Below are 17396 nucleotides of genomic sequence, written 5' to 3' on the forward strand. Positions count from 1 at the left end.
CCCAAAGGCACTTCACCGTGGCTGTATCCGCGTCAAGACGTTCTTCACTTCGGTTGCTGAAAACCTAAAACTTCCCATCGCAATAGAGGAAAATACGCATACGCCTGCTAATATTTGCCTAACGATCATGACAATGGCGGCTTCCTCCCTTTAAGGAACGAAAAAAGCTCACCTCCGGTCCGCGCCCGTTGTTAACGAACCATTATCCTTAATCAGCCATTAATCGCACGATCGCGCTGTTATCGTTGCGTCTTCGAATCGTCAAAACCCTTTCCCGGATGCGGGGTTGATCCCTCCTCGACACAATCACGAGCCATGAAAAACGGCACCGTCAATCTTCGCGATTTGACAATCCTTATCGCTGACGCCGGCTCATACACGCGCCGTATCGTCTACGGCATGCTGCGCGGCTTTGGCGCCAACAGAATTCTCGAAGTGGGTGATGCAGGCGGCGTTCTGGCCGCGCTCACACATCAGAAGATCGACATTCTGATCTGCGACGCGAAACTGCCGCCGCATGACGGACTGGCCGTGACATACGCGATCCGCCGCAATTCGGATAATGAGAATCGCACGCTGCCGATCCTGTTCATGACCAGCGATGCCCAGCAAGGCACCGTCAAGAAAGCGCGGGACGCCGGTGTCAGCATGGTGGTGGCCAAGCCGATGTCGCCGACGACGCTTTACGATCGGCTGGCCTGGGTCGCATTCGACCGCCGGCAATTCATCGATTGCCCGACATATTTCGGACCGGACCGCCGTTTCAAGATCGAAGGCTATCCCACCGGCGTCGGACGCAGAGCCAGCGACAAGAGCATCGAGATTGGTGAGAAGACCGAGCCCAATCTGGATCAGGATGATATCGACAGTCTGTTCATGGCCGCACGGGCAGGACAAGAATGACTGAAACGCCCAACCCGAATCCCAATGTCCGGATTTTTTCCGTGGACACACGCTTCCAGCAAATGGCACGGCGGCCCGGTGGTGTCCCCAAGGAGCTCGCTATCGAACAGGCACTGTCGCAGCTCGACGGCTTCAAGGACGAATTCGTCGATTGGGTTGATCGGGAGGTGAAGGAGCTGTCGGCGGCATTCAAGACCATGACAGATGGGCGTCAGAGAGCCTCGGAGCTCAACGACATCTATCGCCGATGCTGCCAGCTCCGCGATACCGGGACGACAATGGGTCTCGAACTGATCACCTTCGTTGCCGACAATCTGTGCCAGGTGCTTGATAACGTCAAAGCCGGCGCGCCTTATGACGCGGATGTGGTTGCCTGCCACACCGATGCGCTGTTGCTGGCCAAACAGAAAAACTATCGCGATCTTCGTCCCGATCAGGTGATCGAGATGACCAGCGGTTTGCAGAAAATCCTGGATCGCACGAAGAAGATCGGCGAATCGGTCGGCTAGCGTTCGCGCTAGAAAATAATATCCACCTCGAGTTCGGCCGCATTGGGCTCGGGGAATTCGAGCGGCGGCAAAGCCGTATTGTCCATCCGGTCATGAAAACGGTCTTTCAGATCGGCCAGCGATATCGCATCGATCACGCCTCGGTCGAACTGCACACGCTCCTCGCCGAAGAGCGGAACATTGGTGGTCGAAGCGGCGTAACGCGCCAGCGCGCCGCTCAATGCTTCAAATTCCTGCTTGAGACGGTCGAAACTCTGCAGCGTGACGATCAATTCGCGGCTCGGGCGGCCTTCCCGCATGACGAGATCGGTCACCTGCGTGACGGTGTCATCCAGATTGCGCACATTGTCCAGAAACAGCGTCGCCAGCACACCCAGCAACGCTGCGATATCCGCTGTCGGACTGCCTTGCGCCGCCACCGGCTCCGGCGATTGCGTCATATCGGCCAACCGGGCCGCATCCGCCGTCATTACGCCAGCTTCCCCATGACCTGTTCGATCTTCTGCTTCAGAATGGCAACGGTGAAGGGTTTGATCAGATAGTTATTGACGCCGGCTTGCGCGGCCTTGACGACAAGCTCGCGGTCGCCGCGTCCGGTCAAAAGGATGAACGGCACCCGCCGCACCACCGGATGACCGCGCACGGCGCGCAGCAGATCCAGTCCGTCCATCTGGTCCATGTAATAGTCCGAAATGATCAGGTCGAGCGGCTGGAGCGATGCGATTTCCATCGCCTTGATTCCATTCTCCGCTTCATGGATATGCCGGATGCCCATTTGCTCCAGCGTCAAACAGGTCATCTTGCGGACGCTGTCCTGATCGTCGACCACCAGAACTTTCAGTGCCACAGCATTTGGCATCGTTGTTGTTCCCTTATCAACGGACGACACGTGATGTGGTCGACCCGAATAGCCTATTGATCTTTACGCAACCTTTGCGGCGACGCCGCCGCGCAGCGCCGTCACCGTGCCTTGAACAGGATCGCCCGCCAGATCGGAGAGTTTTTCGACGTCAAGAATTAACGCAACGCTTCCGTTACCGAGAATCGTGGCAGCGGCCACGCCCGGAACCGGCCCGTAACTTTCCTCGATGCTCTTCACGACAACCTGCTGGTGTCCGCAAAGCTCGTCGGCAACCAGGCCGAGCCGCGCCCCCTCACCTGCGTCGGTGATGATGACAACGCTTTCGCCGGCGACTTCCGAAGACGAGATATCCAGAAGGTCGCCGAGATAGACCAGCGGCACCAGTTCGCCGCGCAGTTGCAGCATGCCGCGTGTGCCGACGAGATTGTTGATGTATGAGCGCGGCGGCCGCAGGCATTCGACGATCGCCGACATCGGCATCACATAGGTTTCACGACCGACCTTGATCACCATGCCGTCCATGACCGCCAGCGTCAGCGGCAGTGAGAACTGGATGGTCATGCCCTTGCCGCGGACCGAACTCAGCGACAGCCGCCCGCCAATTTCCTGGATATTGGTGCGCACCACATCCATGCCGACGCCGCGGCCTGAAATGTCGGAAATCGTCTCGGCGGTCGAGAAGCCCGGCATCATGATGAGATTGTTGATCTCGTCTTCGCTCAGCACGGCATCGGCGGCGACCAGACCCTTCTCGCGCGCCTTGTTCAGGACGCGCTCGGTATTGATGCCGGCGCCATCGTCGCTGACTTCGATGACGATGCGGCTGCCGCGATGACCGGCAGAGAGGCGGATGGTTCCTTCTTCATGCTTGCCGGCCGCAAGACGGGCCGCCGGCGCTTCGATACCGTGGTCCACCGAGTTGCGGATGATGTGCGTCAGCGGATCGCTCAGGCGCTCGATGATCGAACGATCCACTTCCGTGGTTTCGCCGGACAATTCGAGCCGGACCTTTTTGCCGACCTTCACCGCCGTCTCGCGCACCAGCCGTGGCATGCGCTGGAACACCGTGCCGACAGCCTGCGCCCGCATCGACATCAGGCCGTCTTTCAGCTCGCGCGTGTGATGGACAACTTCATCGAGAATCTGCGACAGACGATCGCTCACGCCTTCCGGCAGGTCGTGAACGATTTGCCCCAGCATCGCCTGGGCGATGACGAGCTCGCCGACCATGTTGACGACACGGTCGATCTTCTCGAGTTCAATACGCGTCGTGGTCGCCGCCGGCTTGGTGGCGCGGGCTTGCGCCTTCGGCTCGGCCGATTCCATGGCCACAGGCGTGGATGCGGCCGGACGCGGCGCAGGCGGCGGAGCCTCACGTTCGAATGCGATGGGCTGCACGACCGCTTCGGTCAGGTTCGGACCTGTTGCGACCGGCTGCAGCGGCGGAGAGATGATCGCCTCGGCCATGCCAGGCATTTCAACCGGCTCGAAACCACCGATTTCGGTGATCGTCACGTCGCAGTCGGAAGCAAATTCGAAAACTTCCTCGACCTGCGCTTTCGACGACGTGGAGCGCAGCGTACCAGTCCATGCGACATACGGAACGTCCAGCTGCAGCGACGCAAGAGCCGGCAGCCTGTCGCTGTTTGCCTGGAGTTCGAGTTCGCCCAGTTGGCGCAACTGGCGGATGAGAAGAAGCGGATCGGTGCCGTTCTTCAGCATGTCCGGCTGCGGCGTGAACGCGATCTCGTAGCTGCGCATGCCATCGTCGTCGCCCATGGCATCGACCATGACCGGAACGAAGTCGAGATCGTCGAAATCGGCGGGCGCTGCCTCTTCCTCCGCGGCGCTGTCTTGTCCGATCAAACGTTCCAGCGCCTGGCGGCATTCGGTTCCGAAACCGTCGGGAATGGCCTCGCCCGCACGCGAGAACTGCACGAGATCGGACAGAATGTCGCTCGACATGAGCAGAACGTCGATGACGTCCGTGGTCGCCGCCAGATCGCCGCGCCGGATCGCATCCAGCGTCGTCTCGAAGACGTGGGCGAAACCGACCAGGCCTTCGAAGCCGAAGATGCCAGCCCCGCCCTTGACGGAATGAACGGCGCGGAAAACCGCGTTGACCGTATCGTCAGCGCCGAGGCCGTCGCGAATGTCGCTCAGGCCCTGCTCGATCTGCTGCATCCCTTCGGCGCATTCGTCGAAGAAGGTGTGCTTTAACTGCTCCAAACTGGCCATGGTTTGATTCCTTAATTCGTTCGGAGGATTAGCAGGCGACCTTGCGGACGGTTTCGACAAGGCGATCCGGATCGAACGGCTTCACCAGCCAGCCGGTTGCGCCGACATCCCTGCCCATTTTCTTCTTCTCGATTTCGCTTTCGGTCGTCAGCACCAGGATCGGGGTCTTCTGATGCTCCGGTCGCATCCGCAACTGGCGGACGACCTCGTAGCCATCCATCCGCGGCATGTTGATGTCGGTGATGACGACATCGACTTTCTCTTTCTCGAGCATGTCGACACCTTCCTGGCCGTCGACAGCCTGGAGCACTTCGAAACCGGCATCGGCCAGTGTCAGCATCAGCATGTCGCGCATGGTCTTGGAATCGTCGATGGTCATGATGCGAAGGCTCATCGCTTCGCCGCTCGAAGTGTCGGACGTTTCGATACCCGGAGCCGCTTGCATGGGCTCCTGGATGAGCTCCTGGACAGGCTCTTCGATCGGCGCCGGATCGCTCCGGAACTCGACGGCCGTCGCCAGATCGAGCGCCAATGTTTCGAAGGCTTCCGAAAAAGCCGGCGACGGATTGACGATCACCGCGCCTTCGCGCGTTGCCGCCAGAATGACCTGCATGCAGGGCAACGAAATCAGCTCGACTCCGGAAGCGTCGATTTGCACACGGCCGGACGCCTTCAATTCTCCCAATACAGATTGGTGAAGACCCGCGGCGGCGGCGAAGTCCAATACATTTGGCAACTTCATGACCGAACCATCCTTTCGTCCGTCAAGTGCGGACGCCCTTTGAAATTCCACACATCATCCAGCCTGCGCCGCGCGATGCGGACGGGTTGCGTCCGCTTCGCCTTCACAGGCATCGAGAATCGCATCCGCAACATTCACGAGCGAGCATTGGCGCATGACGCCGCCGCGTTCGAAGGCGACATGCGGCATGCCATAGATCAGGGATGACGCTTCATCCTGGCCAATGGTTTTGGCGCCGGCATTGCGCATCTCGAGCATGCCTTCGGCGCCGTCCTTGCCCATGCCGGTCAGAATGACTCCGATCGCCGAGCGGCCGACAACGCGGGCCATCGATCTGAACAGCACATCGACGGAAGGACGATGGCCGGTCATCGGCGGACCGTCATTCAGACTGCAGCGAAATTCCATGCCGTGCTTGACGATTTCGAGGTGATGGGAGCCGGGTGCGATGTAGACATGTCCGGCCTCGATCACATCGTTATGAACGGCTTCAGAGACCTTCATGGCGCATTCACGATTGAGCCGCTGGGCGAAGGCCGCCGTGAAGCGCGGCGGCATATGCTGCGTCACCAGGATCGGCGGGCATTCGGCGGGCAGGTTCATCAGCACGACTTTCAGCGCTTCGACACCGCCCGTCGACGCGCCGATGGCGACGATCTTGTCGCGCGCGCGAACGGTGCGCACGCGTTTCGGCGCGGCGGCATTGGCGATCATGCCAGGGCGTGCACCGACCCGCGTCCGGGCTGCGGCTTTGACCTTGGCCTGCAATTCGGCCGCCAAGGCCGGCATGGCATTCGCCGCGTCATGCGAGGGCTTGGCGATGAAATCGACGGCGCCGATTTCCAGCGCCTCCAGCGTCACATCGGCGCCGGCCTGCGTGAGCGTGGAAATCATCAGCACCGGCATCGGCCGCAGGGTCATGATTTTGCGCAGGAAGGTGATGCCGTCCATATTCGGCATCTCAATATCCAGCGTCACGACATCCGGATTGAGCGTCTTGATGCGCTCGCGTGCGATATACGGATCGCCCGCGGTGCCGACGACCTCGATCTCCGGATCGGAAGCCAATAATGTCGACAGCAACTGACGGATCAGCGCGGAGTCGTCGACAATCAAAACGCGTACCGGTTTTCCCATGGTCAGCCCCTAATCGCCGAACAACTCGATCTCGCCCGCCGGTGCACGCGACGACAGACGCTGTGCATGTTCCATTTCCTCCCGCACCACCGCACCGGACGCATCGCGGCCCAGAAGACGCCGCACGACTTTTCCATCGGCCGGCGAATAATGGATGCGACGGGGGAAACGGCCGCCGAGATCCTGCGCGACACAGCGCAACTTTTCGTCGTCGACATAGCGCAAGGCGAACTCGGCATTTCCGGTGCCGACGGCGATGTTGCTGTCGGTCACATTGCCGCCGCCGAACAGCTTGACTTCGAGCGAGTCGCGGGAACACCCGGCCTTCAGCAATTCGTTGATCAGCTTTTCCATCGCGAAATTGCCGAACCGCGTCGATTGCGAGTCTTTTCCCCAACCGCCGGAACGGCCTTGCGGCAGCATGAAGTGATTCATACCGCCGATGCCGAGGCGCGGATCGCGAATGCACGCCGCGACGCAGGAGCCGAGCACGGTGACAAGCGTCTCTTCGGCATTCGCGGTGATGTAGAACTCGCCCGGAAAGATCTTCACCATCCAGGTGTTGGTGTTTGCATCGAAGATGCGCCGGGTGCCGACGCTGCCGAAATCCTGTTCGAACTTGCCCCTGTCCGGCGCACGGGCCGCCACGGCGCTCATCATGGCTTTCTCCTGTAGGTCGTGCGGCCCACAAGCTGGAGCTCGGGATGCGTTCCGTGGAAGGATTCCGAATGGCCGATATACAACCATCCGCCCGGTTTGATGCTTTGGATGAAGCGATCGATGAGGCTGGCCTTGGTCGCCGCATCGAAATAGATCATCACGTTGCGGCAGAAGATCGCGTCGAACTTGCCCTGGAACGGCCAGCGATCCATCAGATTGAGCTGACGAAAGACGATGAGCGAACGGATATCTTCGGTGGCGAAGACACTGGCCGCATTGCGGTTGCCGTCAGCCGGTTGAAAATAGTCGCGATATGGCCGCGGAATATCATCGAGAGATTTCGCCGGATATTCGCCGCTTGCGGCTTTCCTCAGCACGTCGGTATCGATATCGGTCGCGAGAATGCGCGCATCGAGACGGCAGCCATCGCCGATTTCGCGCCTCAGGACAGCGGCGATCGTGTAGGGCTCCTCGCCCGTCGAACACCCGGCCGACCAGACACGGAAGCGTCCGCCATTGCGCTGAGCGCCGGCAAGAAACGGGACGACGACATGCCGGCTGAAATGTTCGAAATGATGCGATTCGCGAAAGAAGCGCGTCAGGTTCGTGGAGATGGCGTTGACGAAATTTTCGCGCTCGGGAGCGTTCTCGGAGAGATAGGCCCGGTATTCGCGAAAGCTGCTTAAACGAAGCGCGCGCAAACGGCGCGACACCCGCGTATAGACCAGATTGCGTTTGGTGTCGGACAGCGCGATGCCCGCATATTCATAGGCGAGCTGAACGAGGTTCCGGAAGTCCGCGTCTGAGAATGTAAATTCCCGCTCCGGTTCATCGACCGCAATTCCCGGAGCCACGTTATGTACGGAGCGCGACATAGATTCCCTGAAATTCTCTCCGACGACGTCTGATCGCGGCGGACGATGATTGAGACACACGGATGCCTTCGATCGCAGCCAGGCTCGAACCGCTTGGCTTTCAACGACCGGAGAAACGCAGGACTACTTGGAGAGCGATTAGTTCGTCAGCGGACGCTCCGCGTCGCCGACGGGCAAGGAGAGAAGATTGTTGAGGTCGATCAGCGCGATCATCGACGTATCGACCGTGACCAGCCCTGACAGGAAATCGATCCGCGAGGCTTGTGCGATCTTGGGGACCGGCTGCACCTGAGCAGCATCGAAGGAAACGATGTCCAGCACGCGATCGGCGAGGAGACCGACCACGCGGGCGCCAACCTGCACGATAATGACAACGTGGATGGCTGAGGCTTCCGTCAGTCCCTGCCCAAAGCGGCAGCGCAGGTCGATGATGGGGACGATGGCGCCGCGGAGATTGAGCACGCCGCGCACCGAATCAGGCTGCCGCGGAAGATGCGTGATCTCCGACCAGCCCTTGATCTCGCGCACCGCCATGATGTCGACGCCGTATTGATCGTCGCCGATGGCGAAGCTGATGATCTGTGTCGGGATCGATGCCGCGCGTGCGGCAGCGGCATTGTCCCATGTTCCGGGATTTGAAAGCTCTGCGGCCGCTTCGGGCCGGGCTGCACTGGGATTCATCTGCGTAACCTGTTGCTCTGGCCCTTCTGAGCCAACTTCGATGAACCGATCTGCGAGACAGGCCCGCCTTTGTGCGCTGCGAACCAGACTCAGGTACCGATTCCGATTAAGGAAATTCGGTCAAAACCATTAGTATTGGGTTAACTACGACTGTCCGCCGTTAACGCTGGTGGTTTATTTTTGAACTGGGCCCCCGCTTTGGCCTGTTTCATCCCGCCGGGTAAACCGGAGCCGCAAGAATTCGGTCAAGGCTTCGACCCGCGCCGGCCGCGGGCCGCCGGGCGGCAAAACAAGATGCAGCGCAATTTCGGGCAGCGACCAGTCGGCCATCACGACGACCAGCGTCTTGTTGGCAAGTTCATCGCGCACCAGAAATTCCGGCTGCACGGCGAGGCCATGACCCGCGACTAATGCCGGCATCAATGCGTCTGCATTATTGGCGCGCAGCGGTCCCGATGGACGCACCGCGACCTCTTCGCCCTTCCTGTTTCGAAAGCGCCAGATATCCGGCACCGGCAGATACGCATAGCCAAGACACACGTGAGTCTGCAGCTCGCGCGGATGTTTCGGTGTGCCGTGCGATTTCAGATAGGACGGCGCGGCAACAAGCACACGCGGCACGGCGCAGAGACGGCGCGCCAGCAGTGACGAATCGGGCAGCGCCGCAATACGGAGCGCAGCGTCAAAGCCCTCGCCGATCAGATCGACAACATCGTCGCTGAGATGCAGATCGATCGAGACGTCGGGATATTGCGCAAGGAAGTCCGGCAGCGCGGTCGCCACTTCGCGAAGGCCGAAGGACATTGGCACCGCAAGCCGCACGAGGCCGCGCGGCACGGCGGATTGCGCCCGCGCTTCGCTTTCCGCTGCTTCGGCTTCGGCCACCATCCGCGTGGCGCGCTCCAGCAGGCTGCGGCCGGCATCGGTCAATGCGAGACGGCGCGAGGTGCGGTTGAACAGCCGGGTGCCGAGCCGGGCTTCCAGCCGGCTGATGGCCTTCGAGACCGTGGGTTTGGACAGACCAAGTTCGTCGGCTGCGCCCGCGAACGAGCGCAGTTCAGCCACTTTGGCGAAGATCGCGAGCCCTTCGAGGTCCGGCAGCATGGCTTAAATTTTGGAAACTATGAGTTTCCATAGTTTCTATTTATTATTCAATGGAGGTCAATAGCTTTTGGTCATGAAATTCGACGCCCGGAACGGCGCCTCGCACTGGAGGGATATCATGACCACCAAGACCAACACCCACGGCATCCACCACGTCACCGCCATTGCCGGCCCGGCTCAGCGCAATCTCGATTTCTACACGCGCGTTCTCGGCCTGCGGCTGGTGAAGAAGACGGTGAATTTCGACGATCCCGGCACCTATCACTTCTATTTCGGTGACGAAGCCGGTTCGCCCGGCACCATCCTCACATTCTTCCCATGGGAGCATGTTGCGCCCGGCCGGCTCGGCGTCGGCGAGACGCAGGAGACGGTTTTTCGCGTGCCGGAAGGCGCAGTCGGCTACTGGACCCATCGCTTCGTCGAGAAGGGTGTGGCGCATGACGCGCCGGCCCGGCGCTTTGGTGAGAGCATCGTGTCCTTCCGCGATCCGGACGGCATGCGGCTGGCGATCGTCGGCGTTCCCGGCATCGAGAATGAACCTGCCTGGACAGGCGGCGACGTTCCTGCGGAATTCGCCATCCGCGGCTTCCACAGCGTCAATCTGCTGCTGAAGGATGCGGCACCGACGGGTGCGATCCTGACCGACGTGCTCGGCTTCACCGAGATCGGACGGGAGGAAAGCCTCGTGCGCTTCAAGGCCGGCGATACCGCGATCGGCGGCATTGTCGATATCCATGTGGCCGGCTCGTTCCTGCCGGGACGCATGGGCGGCGGATCGGTGCATCACATCGCCTTCCGTGCGGCAGACGATGCCGAAGAACTGGCGATGGTGAAGAAGCTTGCAGAAAACCACGGCCTGCACACCACGGAGCAGAAGGACCGCAACTACTTCCGCTCGGTCTATTTCCGCGAGCCCGGACATGTGCTGTTCGAGATCGCAACTGACGTGCCGGGCTTTGCCATCGACGAGCCCCTCGCTTCGCTCGGGCAATCGCTGAAGCTCCCGCCGGTTTACGAAAGCCGCCGCAGCGACATCGAAAAGGTGCTGCCCGAGGTTGCCTGACTCTGATCGTTTCTCCTCCCGCATTATCGCGGGAGGAGATCTCTTTCGAAATAATGAGGTCTGCCATGACCACCGCGACCAAACTGTCTTTCATCCATCGTTTCGAACCAGCGACCGACAAAGACCGGCCGCCGCTTTTGCTGCTGCATGGCACCGGTGGCGACGAGAATGATCTGATCGATCTCGGCCGCATCGTCGCACCGGGCGCGGCATTGCTGTCGCCGCGCGGAAAAGTGCTGGAAGGCGGCATGCCGCGCTTCTTCAAGCGATTGGCCGAAGGCGTGTTCGACGAGGCCGATGTGAAGCGCCGCGCGAACGAGCTTGCGGATTTCGTCAGCGAAGCCCGCGAGGAATACGGCCTGCCGGCGCCGATCGCGCTCGGTTTCTCGAACGGTGCCAACATTGCGGCGGCGACTTTGCTGCTGCGGCCGGAGGCGCTTGCGGGCGCCGCATTGCTGCGCGCCATGGTGCCGCTATCGCAACCGCCCGCGACGGACCTGAGCGGCAAGCCGGTGCTCATCCTGTCCGGTGCAATGGACCCCATCGTACCGACGGCCAATGCCGCGCATCTGGCGCGGCAGTTGCAGCACGCAGGCGCCAATGTCGATCACCGAACGCTGCCGGCAAGCCACGGCCTGTCGCAAGCCGATGTGACGTTGACGCGCGACTTTCTCGCCAGGCTGGCGGCGTGATCGTCAGGCGTTCGACAGACGCGACACGACCTGGCGGTAGCGGCGCGCGATGGCCTCGCGCGCCCGGTGCCGTCCATCACTCACGACATCGACACCGCCGGCCATGACCTTGTTGACCAGAGAACGCCCGGCTGAAAACACATAGACATCCAGCACCATATCGTCGCGCGCTCCAGCCAGATCGGGATGATCCGCATTCAGGATCACAATGTCCGCGCGACGGCCTGGCGCCAATGCACCGATCTTGCGGCCAAGCGCCTGCGCACCGCCGGCCAATGCCGTCGTATAAAGGCACCGCCCGGTCGACTGGCCTTCGAGCTGTGTCATGATGTTGCGGCCGCGATGTTTCAAGCGCTGCGAATATTCGAGCTGGCGCAACTCCGCCGGTGCATCGATCTGGATATTGGAATCGGTGCCGACACCAAAGCGCCCCTGTGCATGCAGGAACATCTCGCCGTTAAAGATGCCGTCGCCCAGGCTGCCCTCAGTCAGCGGACACAGGCCGGCCACTGCGCCCGAATGCGCAAGACGCCGCGTTTCATCGTCGGTCATGTGCGTTGCATGGATCAGGCACCAGCGTTGATCGACGTTTGCGTTGTCGAGCAGCCATTCCACCGGACGCGCGCCAAGGGCCGCAACACAGTCATCGACCTCGCGCGTCTGCTCCGCTGCGTGGATGTGGATCGGTCCGTCCGTGACGGCCTGCATCATATCCTTGAGTTGCTGCGGCGACACCGCGCGCAACGAATGCGGCGCGATACCGACCGCCGCATGAGGAACCACCGCGACGATCTCACGCGAACGCGCGAGCAGCTTCAGGAAGCGGTCGGTCGGGTTGATGAAGCGCGCCTGCCCCGGGTTGGGTGCAGCGTCGCCGAAGCCGCCATATGTATAAAGAGACGACAGCAGCGTCAGACCGATGCCGGTTTCACTGCTGGCGGCCGCAATGCGCGCGGCCATCTCGCCGAGATCGGCATAAGGCTGTCCGCCGATGTCGTGGTGCAGATAATGGAATTCGCCGACCGAGGTGAACCCGGCCTCCAGCATGTCCATGTAGGCGTAAGCGGCGATGGCTTCGACGTCGTCCGGCGTCAGTGCGCCGAGGAACCGGTACATCACCTCGCGCCAGGTCCAGAAACTGTCATGGGCCGGACCGCGCCGCTCGGCGAGGCCGGCCATGCCTTTCTGGAAGGCGTGGCAATGCAGGTTCGGCAGCCCCGGCAAGGCGACGCCCTTGATGCGCTCGGCGCCGTCCGGTGCGGCACCCGGCTGGACGCGCGCGATCGTGCCGTCTGCGGCGATGTCGATGCGGACATTGTCCGCCCAGCCATCCGGCAGCAAGGCTTTGTCTAGAATACAGGACCGCACAGTCATTCTTCCGCCTTGCATCCTTTCGCCTCGCTCGACATCCGGCATTTGCCGCCGATATAGATGTACATCAGCCTCGTTAGAACCGGGCGATAATCCATGCGTTTTGACACAATCTGGCGCGATGCCCGCATTGCCACCTTGTCCCCGCATCGGCAGGGCCTGGGTGAAATAACCGGCGCGGTGGCCGAAAAGGACGGACGGATCGCTTTCGTCGGCGCGGAAGCGGAACTGCCCGTCGGCTGGGAGGCCGCGGACACCATCAAGCTCGACGGCCGCTGGATCACGCCGGGGCTGATCGACTGCCATACCCACATCGTCTATGGCGGCGATCGCGCCCATGAATTCGGACTCCGCCTGAAGGGCGCGAGCTACGAGGAGATTGCGCGCGCCGGCGGCGGTATTGTTTCGACGGTGAAAGCGACGCGCGCCGCGAGTGAGACCGAGCTTGTCGCGCAGGCTTTGCCGCGGCTGGACGCGCTGCTCCGCGAAGGCGTGACCACGATCGAGATCAAGTCGGGCTATGGGCTCGACCTTGTCAGCGAAACGAAAATGCTGCGGACGGCACGGCATCTCGGACGCGAGCGCAAAGTGTCGGTCGTGACGAGCTTTCTCGGCGCGCATGCGCTGCCGCCGGAAGCCCACGACAAGGACTCCTTTATCGCCAAGGTCTGCGCCATGATCCCGCAATTGAAACAGGCCGGCCTTGTCGATGCTGTCGATGGATTCTGCGAAGGCATCGCCTTTTCGCCGGAACAGATCGCGCTCGTCTTCGATGCGGCCAAGGCGAGCGGGCTTCCGGTCAAGCTGCATGCCGACCAGTTGTCCAACCTGCATGGCGCAGCGCTGGCGGCGCGATACGATGCCTTGTCCGCCGATCACCTCGAATATACCGATGAGACCGGCGTCGCCGCGATGGCGCAAGCCGGCACCGTCGCAGTTCTGCTGCCCGGCGCCTTCTACATGCTGCGCGAGAAGCAGCTGCCGCCGGTCGATGTGATCCGTCGTCATCGCGTGCCGATCGCGATTGCGACCGACTGCAATCCCGGCACGTCGCCGATGACATCGCTGTTGCTGACCATGAACATGGCGGCAACGCTATTCCGCCTGACCGTGGATGAATGCATCGCCGGCGTGACACGCGAAGCGGCACGTGCGCTCGGCAAATTGTCGGATATCGGTACCATCGAAACCGGAAAATCCTGCGACCTCGCGATCTGGGATATCGAACGTCCGGCAGAGCTTGTCTACCGGCTCGGCTTCAATCCGCTGCACAAGCGCGTCTGGCAGGGCCGATGACGGAGACGATCACGTTCAGCGGCGCGGCGCTTTCGCTTGCGGACTGGCGCAAGCTTGCGCGTGGCGCGGGCTTCGCCTTGGCGCCAGCGGTGCTTGCGCAAGTCGATATCGGCGCGGCCGTTGTCGCCTCCATCGTCGCACGCGGCGAAGCCGTCTACGGCATCAATACCGGCTTCGGCAAGCTCGCCAATGTGCGGATCGCCGACCGTGACCTCGCAACATTACAGCGCAATCTCGTGTTGTCGCATGCGGCGGGCGTCGGCGATCCCGTCCCCGCCGCCATCGTGCGATTGATGATGGCGCTGAAACTGGTCAGCCTTGGCCGCGGCGCATCGGGTGTGCGGCGCGAGACGTTGCAGCTTCTGCATGGCATGCTGACGGGCCATGTCATTCCCGTCGTGCCGGCGCGCGGGTCGGTCGGCGCGTCTGGCGATCTCGCGCCGCTTGCCCACATGGCCGCGACCATGATCGGCGAAGGCGATGCCTTCTATGGCGGCGAGCGTATGCCGGCGGTGTACGCACTCGGCCGCGCCGGGCTTGAGCCGGTCGTGCTCGGCCCGAAGGAAGGCCTGGCGCTCCTCAACGGCACGCAATTCTCCACCGCGCATGCGCTGCAGGCCCTGTTCGCGATCGAGCGTGTGTTCCAATCGGCGCTGATTACCGGCGCGCTGTCCACCGATGCGGCCCGCGGCTCCGACACGCCATTCGACGCGCGGATCCAAGCCTTGCGCGGCCATCGGGGACAGATCGATGTCGCGGCAGCGTTGCGCGCTTTGATGGAGAACAGCAAGATCCGCGCCTCGCATCGCACGCTCGACGATCGCATTCAGGATCCCTATTGCCTGCGCTGCCAGCCGCAGGTGATGGGCGCCGCGCTCGATGTGATGCGGCAGGCGGCGACGACATTGACCATCGAAGCCGATGGCGTGTCCGACAATCCGCTGGTGATGACCGATACCGGCGACGTCATTTCCGGCGGCAATTTCCACGCCGAGCCTGTCGCCTTCGCCGCCGACATGCTGGCGATGGCGATCTGCGAGGTCGGCTCGATTGCCGAGCGGCGCATTGCCATGTTGACCGATCCGGCTTTGTCGGGCCTGCCGGCATTCCTCACGCCGCAGCCGGGACTGAATTCCGGGTTCATGATCGCGCAGGTGACCGCCGCGGCACTTGTCTCCGAGAACAAGCAGATGGCCTATCCCGCGAGCGTCGATTCGATCCCCACCTCCGCCAACCAGGAAGATCATGTGTCGATGGCCGCGCATGGCGCGCGCCGGCTGACGCAGATGGCGCAGAATGCCGCCGGCATCGTCGGCATTGAATTACTGGCGGCGGCGCAGGGCTGCGACTTCCATGCGCCTTTGGTATCGAGCCCCGTGCTGGAAAAAGTGCGGCAGTTCTTGCGTCGGCATGTGCCGAAACTCGAGAATGACCGGAAAATGGCGCCGGATCTCGAAGCCGCGACCGAAATGGTGACATCCGGCGCATTGATCGAGGCGGCCGGTGCGGTCACACTGCCTGCGCTCGATAATTGAGGTTTCCGCATGCTCAAGCGTCTCGACAATGATCGCATCATCCGCGCGCCACGCGGCCCCGTTCTCAGCGCCAAGAGCTGGCAAACCGAAGCGCCCATGCGCATGCTGATGAACAACCTCGATCCCGATGTCGCCGAGAAGCCGCATGAGCTGGTGGTCTATGGCGGCATTGGCAGGGCGGCACGCGACTGGGAAAGCTATGACCGCATCGTCTCCTCGCTGAAGGCGCTGGAGGGCGACGAAACCTTGTGTGTGCAATCGGGCAAGCCTGTCGGCATTTTCAAGACCCATGCCGATGCGCCGCGCGTGCTGATCGCCAATTCCAACATCGTGCCGCATTGGGCGACGCTCGATTACTTCAACGAGCTCGATCGCAAGGGCCTGATGATGTACGGTCAGATGACCGCGGGCTCGTGGATCTATATCGGCTCGCAGGGCATCGTTCAGGGCACCTACGAGACTTTCGTCGAAATTGGCCGGCGCCATTACAACGGCGATCTGTCGGGCCGCTGGATTCTCACCGCTGGTCTCGGCGGCATGGGCGGCGCGCAGCCGCTGGCCGCGACCATGGCCGGCGCATCGATGCTGGCGATCGAATGCCAGCCCTCGCGCATCGAGATGCGGCTGCGCACCGGCTATGTCGACATGCAGGCGAAGGATCTCGATGAGGCGCTGACCATCATCGAGCGTGCCGGCAAGGAGAAGAAAGCGGTTTCGGTGGCCGTGCTCGGCAACGCAGCCGAGATGTATCCTGAACTCGTGCGGCGCGGCGTGAAGCCCGACGCCGTCACCGACCAGACCTCGGCGCATGATCCGATCAACGGCTATCTCCCGGCCGGATGGACATTGGCGGAGTGGCAGGAGAAGCGCGAACGCGATCCGAAAGCCGTCGAGCAGGCGGCGAAGGAATCCATGGCCGTGCATGTTCGCGCGATGCTGGACTTCTGGAAGCAGGGCATCCCGACGCTCGACTACGGCAACAACATCCGCCAGCGCGCTTTCGACATGGGCGTGAAGGATGCGTTCGATTTTCCGGGCTTCGTGCCCGCTTACATTCGTCCGCTATTCTGCCGCGGCGTCGGACCGTTCCGCTGGGCCGCACTCTCGGGCGATCCCGAAGATATCTACAAGACCGACGCCAAGGTGAAGGAGCTGATGCCGCACGACAAGCATCTGCATCACTGGCTCGACATGGCGCGGCAACGCATTCACTTTCAAGGGCTGCCGGCGCGCATCTGCTGGGTCGGGCTCGGCGACCGCCATCGCATTGGCCTTGCCTTCAACGAAATGGTGGCGAAGGGCGAACTGAAAGCGCCGGTGGTGATCGGCCGCGATCATCTCGATTCCGGTTCGGTCGCCTCGCCCAATCGCGAAACCGAAGCGATGAAGGATGGCTCGGACGCGGTGTCGGACTGGCCGCTCCTCAACGCGCTTTTGAATTGCGCCAGCGGCGCCACCTGGGTGTCGATCCATCACGGCGGCGGCGTCGGCATCGGCTACTCGCAGCATGCCGGCATGGTGATCGTTTGCGACGGCACGCCGGAAGCGGCCAAGCGCGTCGAACGCGTGCTCTGGAACGACCCGGCAACCGGCGTCATGCGCCATGCCGATGCCGGTTACGATGAGGCGATCGACTGGGCGAAGCAGCAGGGCCTGAATTTGCCGAGTCTTTAAAGATGGTCGTCCCCGCGCAGGCGGGGACCCATAACCACCGGTCAACATGATGCG

Annotated in this window: 17 protein-coding genes and 1 pseudogene; 7 read left to right on the forward strand and 11 right to left on the reverse strand. The window is 62.0% G+C overall.

Going from position 1 to position 17396, the window contains the following annotated elements; genetic code table 11:
• Positions 1-315 precede the first annotated feature (315 nt).
• Positions 316-903: a response regulator gene (locus tag CAK95_RS06025; protein WP_086087107.1), complete on the forward strand. Its 588-nt coding sequence runs from the start codon at positions 316-318 to the stop codon at positions 901-903.
• A 41-nt stretch (positions 904-944) separates the two neighbouring features.
• A complete protein-coding gene (locus CAK95_RS06030) occupies positions 945-1412 on the forward strand; it encodes a hypothetical protein (RefSeq protein ID WP_210190731.1) in 468 nt (155 codons plus the stop codon).
• An 8-nt stretch (positions 1413-1420) separates the two neighbouring features.
• Here CAK95_RS06030 and CAK95_RS06035 read toward each other — a convergent pair whose 3' ends face one another.
• The 10 genes and pseudogenes from CAK95_RS06035 to CAK95_RS06075 form a co-directional block, all read right to left on the reverse strand.
• The gene (locus CAK95_RS06035; protein ID WP_086087109.1) at positions 1421-1882 is read right to left on the reverse strand and encodes a hypothetical protein; all 462 of its coding nucleotides are present in this window, start codon (positions 1880-1882) and stop codon (positions 1421-1423) included.
• Positions 1882-2271, reverse strand: coding sequence for a response regulator (locus tag CAK95_RS06040; RefSeq protein WP_086087110.1), 390 nt, complete (start codon positions 2269-2271; stop codon positions 1882-1884). The genes CAK95_RS06035 and CAK95_RS06040 overlap by 1 nt, the downstream gene beginning before the upstream one ends.
• A 63-nt stretch (positions 2272-2334) precedes the next feature.
• Positions 2335-4512, reverse strand: coding sequence for a chemotaxis protein CheA (locus CAK95_RS06045; RefSeq protein WP_086087111.1), 2178 nt, complete (start codon positions 4510-4512; stop codon positions 2335-2337).
• Positions 4513-4540: 28 nt separating this feature from the next.
• On the reverse strand, positions 4541-4906 hold the full coding sequence (locus tag CAK95_RS29850) for a response regulator (RefSeq protein ID WP_245303784.1): 366 nt from the start codon (positions 4904-4906) through the stop codon (positions 4541-4543).
• Positions 4907-5044: 138 nt separating this feature from the next.
• Positions 5045-5254, reverse strand: a pseudogene (locus CAK95_RS29855) (STAS domain-containing protein); the annotation flags it as partial.
• 54 nt (positions 5255-5308) lie between these two features.
• Positions 5309-6391 carry a protein-glutamate methylesterase/protein-glutamine glutaminase gene (locus tag CAK95_RS06055; protein WP_086087113.1) on the reverse strand — a complete coding sequence of 361 codons (1083 nt, stop codon included), beginning with the start codon at positions 6389-6391 and terminating at the stop codon, positions 5309-5311.
• A 9-nt stretch (positions 6392-6400) separates the two neighbouring features.
• Complete coding sequence (locus CAK95_RS06060; RefSeq protein WP_245303643.1) at positions 6401-7051, reverse strand: chemoreceptor glutamine deamidase CheD; 651 nt, start codon at positions 7049-7051, stop codon at positions 6401-6403.
• Positions 7048-7926 carry a CheR family methyltransferase gene (locus tag CAK95_RS06065; RefSeq protein ID WP_086087114.1) on the reverse strand — a complete coding sequence of 293 codons (879 nt, stop codon included), beginning with the start codon at positions 7924-7926 and terminating at the stop codon, positions 7048-7050. Before CAK95_RS06065 ends, CAK95_RS06060 begins: the two co-directional genes overlap by 4 nt.
• 138 nt (positions 7927-8064) lie before the next feature.
• A complete protein-coding gene (locus tag CAK95_RS06070; protein WP_086087115.1) occupies positions 8065-8607 on the reverse strand; it encodes a chemotaxis protein CheW in 543 nt (180 codons plus the stop codon).
• 174 nt (positions 8608-8781) lie between these two features.
• Complete coding sequence (locus tag CAK95_RS06075) at positions 8782-9711, reverse strand: LysR family transcriptional regulator (RefSeq protein WP_086087116.1); 930 nt, start codon at positions 9709-9711, stop codon at positions 8782-8784.
• A gap of 118 nt (positions 9712-9829) precedes the next feature.
• Between CAK95_RS06075 and CAK95_RS06080 the strand changes: the two genes are divergently transcribed.
• Together CAK95_RS06080 and CAK95_RS06085 are read left to right on the forward strand one after the other, a co-directional pair.
• Entirely contained in the window at positions 9830-10774 is a 945-nt protein-coding gene (locus tag CAK95_RS06080; RefSeq protein ID WP_086091222.1) for a ring-cleaving dioxygenase, read from the forward strand.
• 65 nt (positions 10775-10839) lie between these two features.
• Positions 10840-11466 (forward strand): alpha/beta hydrolase, encoded by a 627-nt coding sequence (locus CAK95_RS06085; RefSeq protein WP_086087117.1) that lies wholly within the window; start codon positions 10840-10842, stop codon positions 11464-11466.
• A 3-nt stretch (positions 11467-11469) separates the two neighbouring features.
• On the opposite strand, the gene CAK95_RS06090 is transcribed toward CAK95_RS06085, so the two are convergent.
• On the reverse strand, positions 11470-12840 hold the full coding sequence (locus CAK95_RS06090; protein WP_086087118.1) for a formimidoylglutamate deiminase: 1371 nt from the start codon (positions 12838-12840) through the stop codon (positions 11470-11472).
• Between the two features lie 93 nt (positions 12841-12933).
• Between CAK95_RS06090 and hutI the strand changes: the two genes are divergently transcribed.
• Genes hutI through hutU form a run of 3 tightly spaced genes read left to right on the forward strand, consistent with a single transcriptional unit; the run spans position 12934 to position 17342 of the window.
• Positions 12934-14133: an imidazolonepropionase gene (hutI, locus tag CAK95_RS06095; RefSeq protein ID WP_086087119.1), complete on the forward strand. Its 1200-nt coding sequence runs from the start codon at positions 12934-12936 to the stop codon at positions 14131-14133.
• A complete protein-coding gene (hutH, locus tag CAK95_RS06100; RefSeq protein ID WP_086087120.1) occupies positions 14130-15668 on the forward strand; it encodes a histidine ammonia-lyase in 1539 nt (512 codons plus the stop codon). The genes hutI and hutH overlap by 4 nt, the downstream gene beginning before the upstream one ends.
• 9 nt (positions 15669-15677) lie before the next feature.
• On the forward strand, positions 15678-17342 hold the full coding sequence (gene hutU / locus CAK95_RS06105; RefSeq protein ID WP_086087121.1) for a urocanate hydratase: 1665 nt from the start codon (positions 15678-15680) through the stop codon (positions 17340-17342).
• The last annotated feature ends 54 nt before the right edge of the window (positions 17343-17396 follow it).

Origin of the sequence: Pseudorhodoplanes sinuspersici (assembly GCF_002119765.1) — a bacterium.
Classification (GTDB): domain Bacteria; phylum Pseudomonadota; class Alphaproteobacteria; order Rhizobiales; family Xanthobacteraceae; genus Pseudorhodoplanes; species Pseudorhodoplanes sinuspersici.

Excerpts from the sequence above, each read along its gene's own strand:
- CAK95_RS06025 (WP_086087107.1), top strand. The coding sequence starts at position 316 with ATGAAAAACGGCACCGTCAATCTTCGCGATTTGACAATCCTTATCGCT.
- CAK95_RS06035 (WP_086087109.1), bottom strand. The coding sequence starts at position 1,882 with ATGACGGCGGATGCGGCCCGGTTGGCCGATATGACGCAATCGCCGGAG.
- CAK95_RS06040 (WP_086087110.1), bottom strand. The coding sequence starts at position 2,271 with ATGCCAAATGCTGTGGCACTGAAAGTTCTGGTGGTCGACGATCAGGAC.
- CAK95_RS06045 (WP_086087111.1), bottom strand. The coding sequence starts at position 4,512 with ATGGCCAGTTTGGAGCAGTTAAAGCACACCTTCTTCGACGAATGCGCC.
- CAK95_RS29850 (WP_245303784.1), bottom strand. The coding sequence starts at position 4,906 with ATGAGCCTTCGCATCATGACCATCGACGATTCCAAGACCATGCGCGAC.
- CAK95_RS06055 (WP_086087113.1), bottom strand. The coding sequence starts at position 6,391 with ATGGGAAAACCGGTACGCGTTTTGATTGTCGACGACTCCGCGCTGATC.
- CAK95_RS06060 (WP_245303643.1), bottom strand. The coding sequence starts at position 7,051 with ATGATGAGCGCCGTGGCGGCCCGTGCGCCGGACAGGGGCAAGTTCGAA.
- CAK95_RS06065 (WP_086087114.1), bottom strand. The coding sequence starts at position 7,926 with ATGTCGCGCTCCGTACATAACGTGGCTCCGGGAATTGCGGTCGATGAA.
- CAK95_RS06070 (WP_086087115.1), bottom strand. The coding sequence starts at position 8,607 with ATGAATCCCAGTGCAGCCCGGCCCGAAGCGGCCGCAGAGCTTTCAAAT.
- CAK95_RS06075 (WP_086087116.1), bottom strand. The coding sequence starts at position 9,711 with ATGCTGCCGGACCTCGAAGGGCTCGCGATCTTCGCCAAAGTGGCTGAA.
- CAK95_RS06080 (WP_086091222.1), top strand. The coding sequence starts at position 9,830 with ATGACCACCAAGACCAACACCCACGGCATCCACCACGTCACCGCCATT.
- CAK95_RS06085 (WP_086087117.1), top strand. The coding sequence starts at position 10,840 with ATGACCACCGCGACCAAACTGTCTTTCATCCATCGTTTCGAACCAGCG.
- CAK95_RS06090 (WP_086087118.1), bottom strand. The coding sequence starts at position 12,840 with ATGACTGTGCGGTCCTGTATTCTAGACAAAGCCTTGCTGCCGGATGGC.
- hutI (WP_086087119.1), top strand. The coding sequence starts at position 12,934 with ATGCGTTTTGACACAATCTGGCGCGATGCCCGCATTGCCACCTTGTCC.
- hutH (WP_086087120.1), top strand. The coding sequence starts at position 14,130 with ATGACGGAGACGATCACGTTCAGCGGCGCGGCGCTTTCGCTTGCGGAC.
- hutU (WP_086087121.1), top strand. The coding sequence starts at position 15,678 with ATGCTCAAGCGTCTCGACAATGATCGCATCATCCGCGCGCCACGCGGC.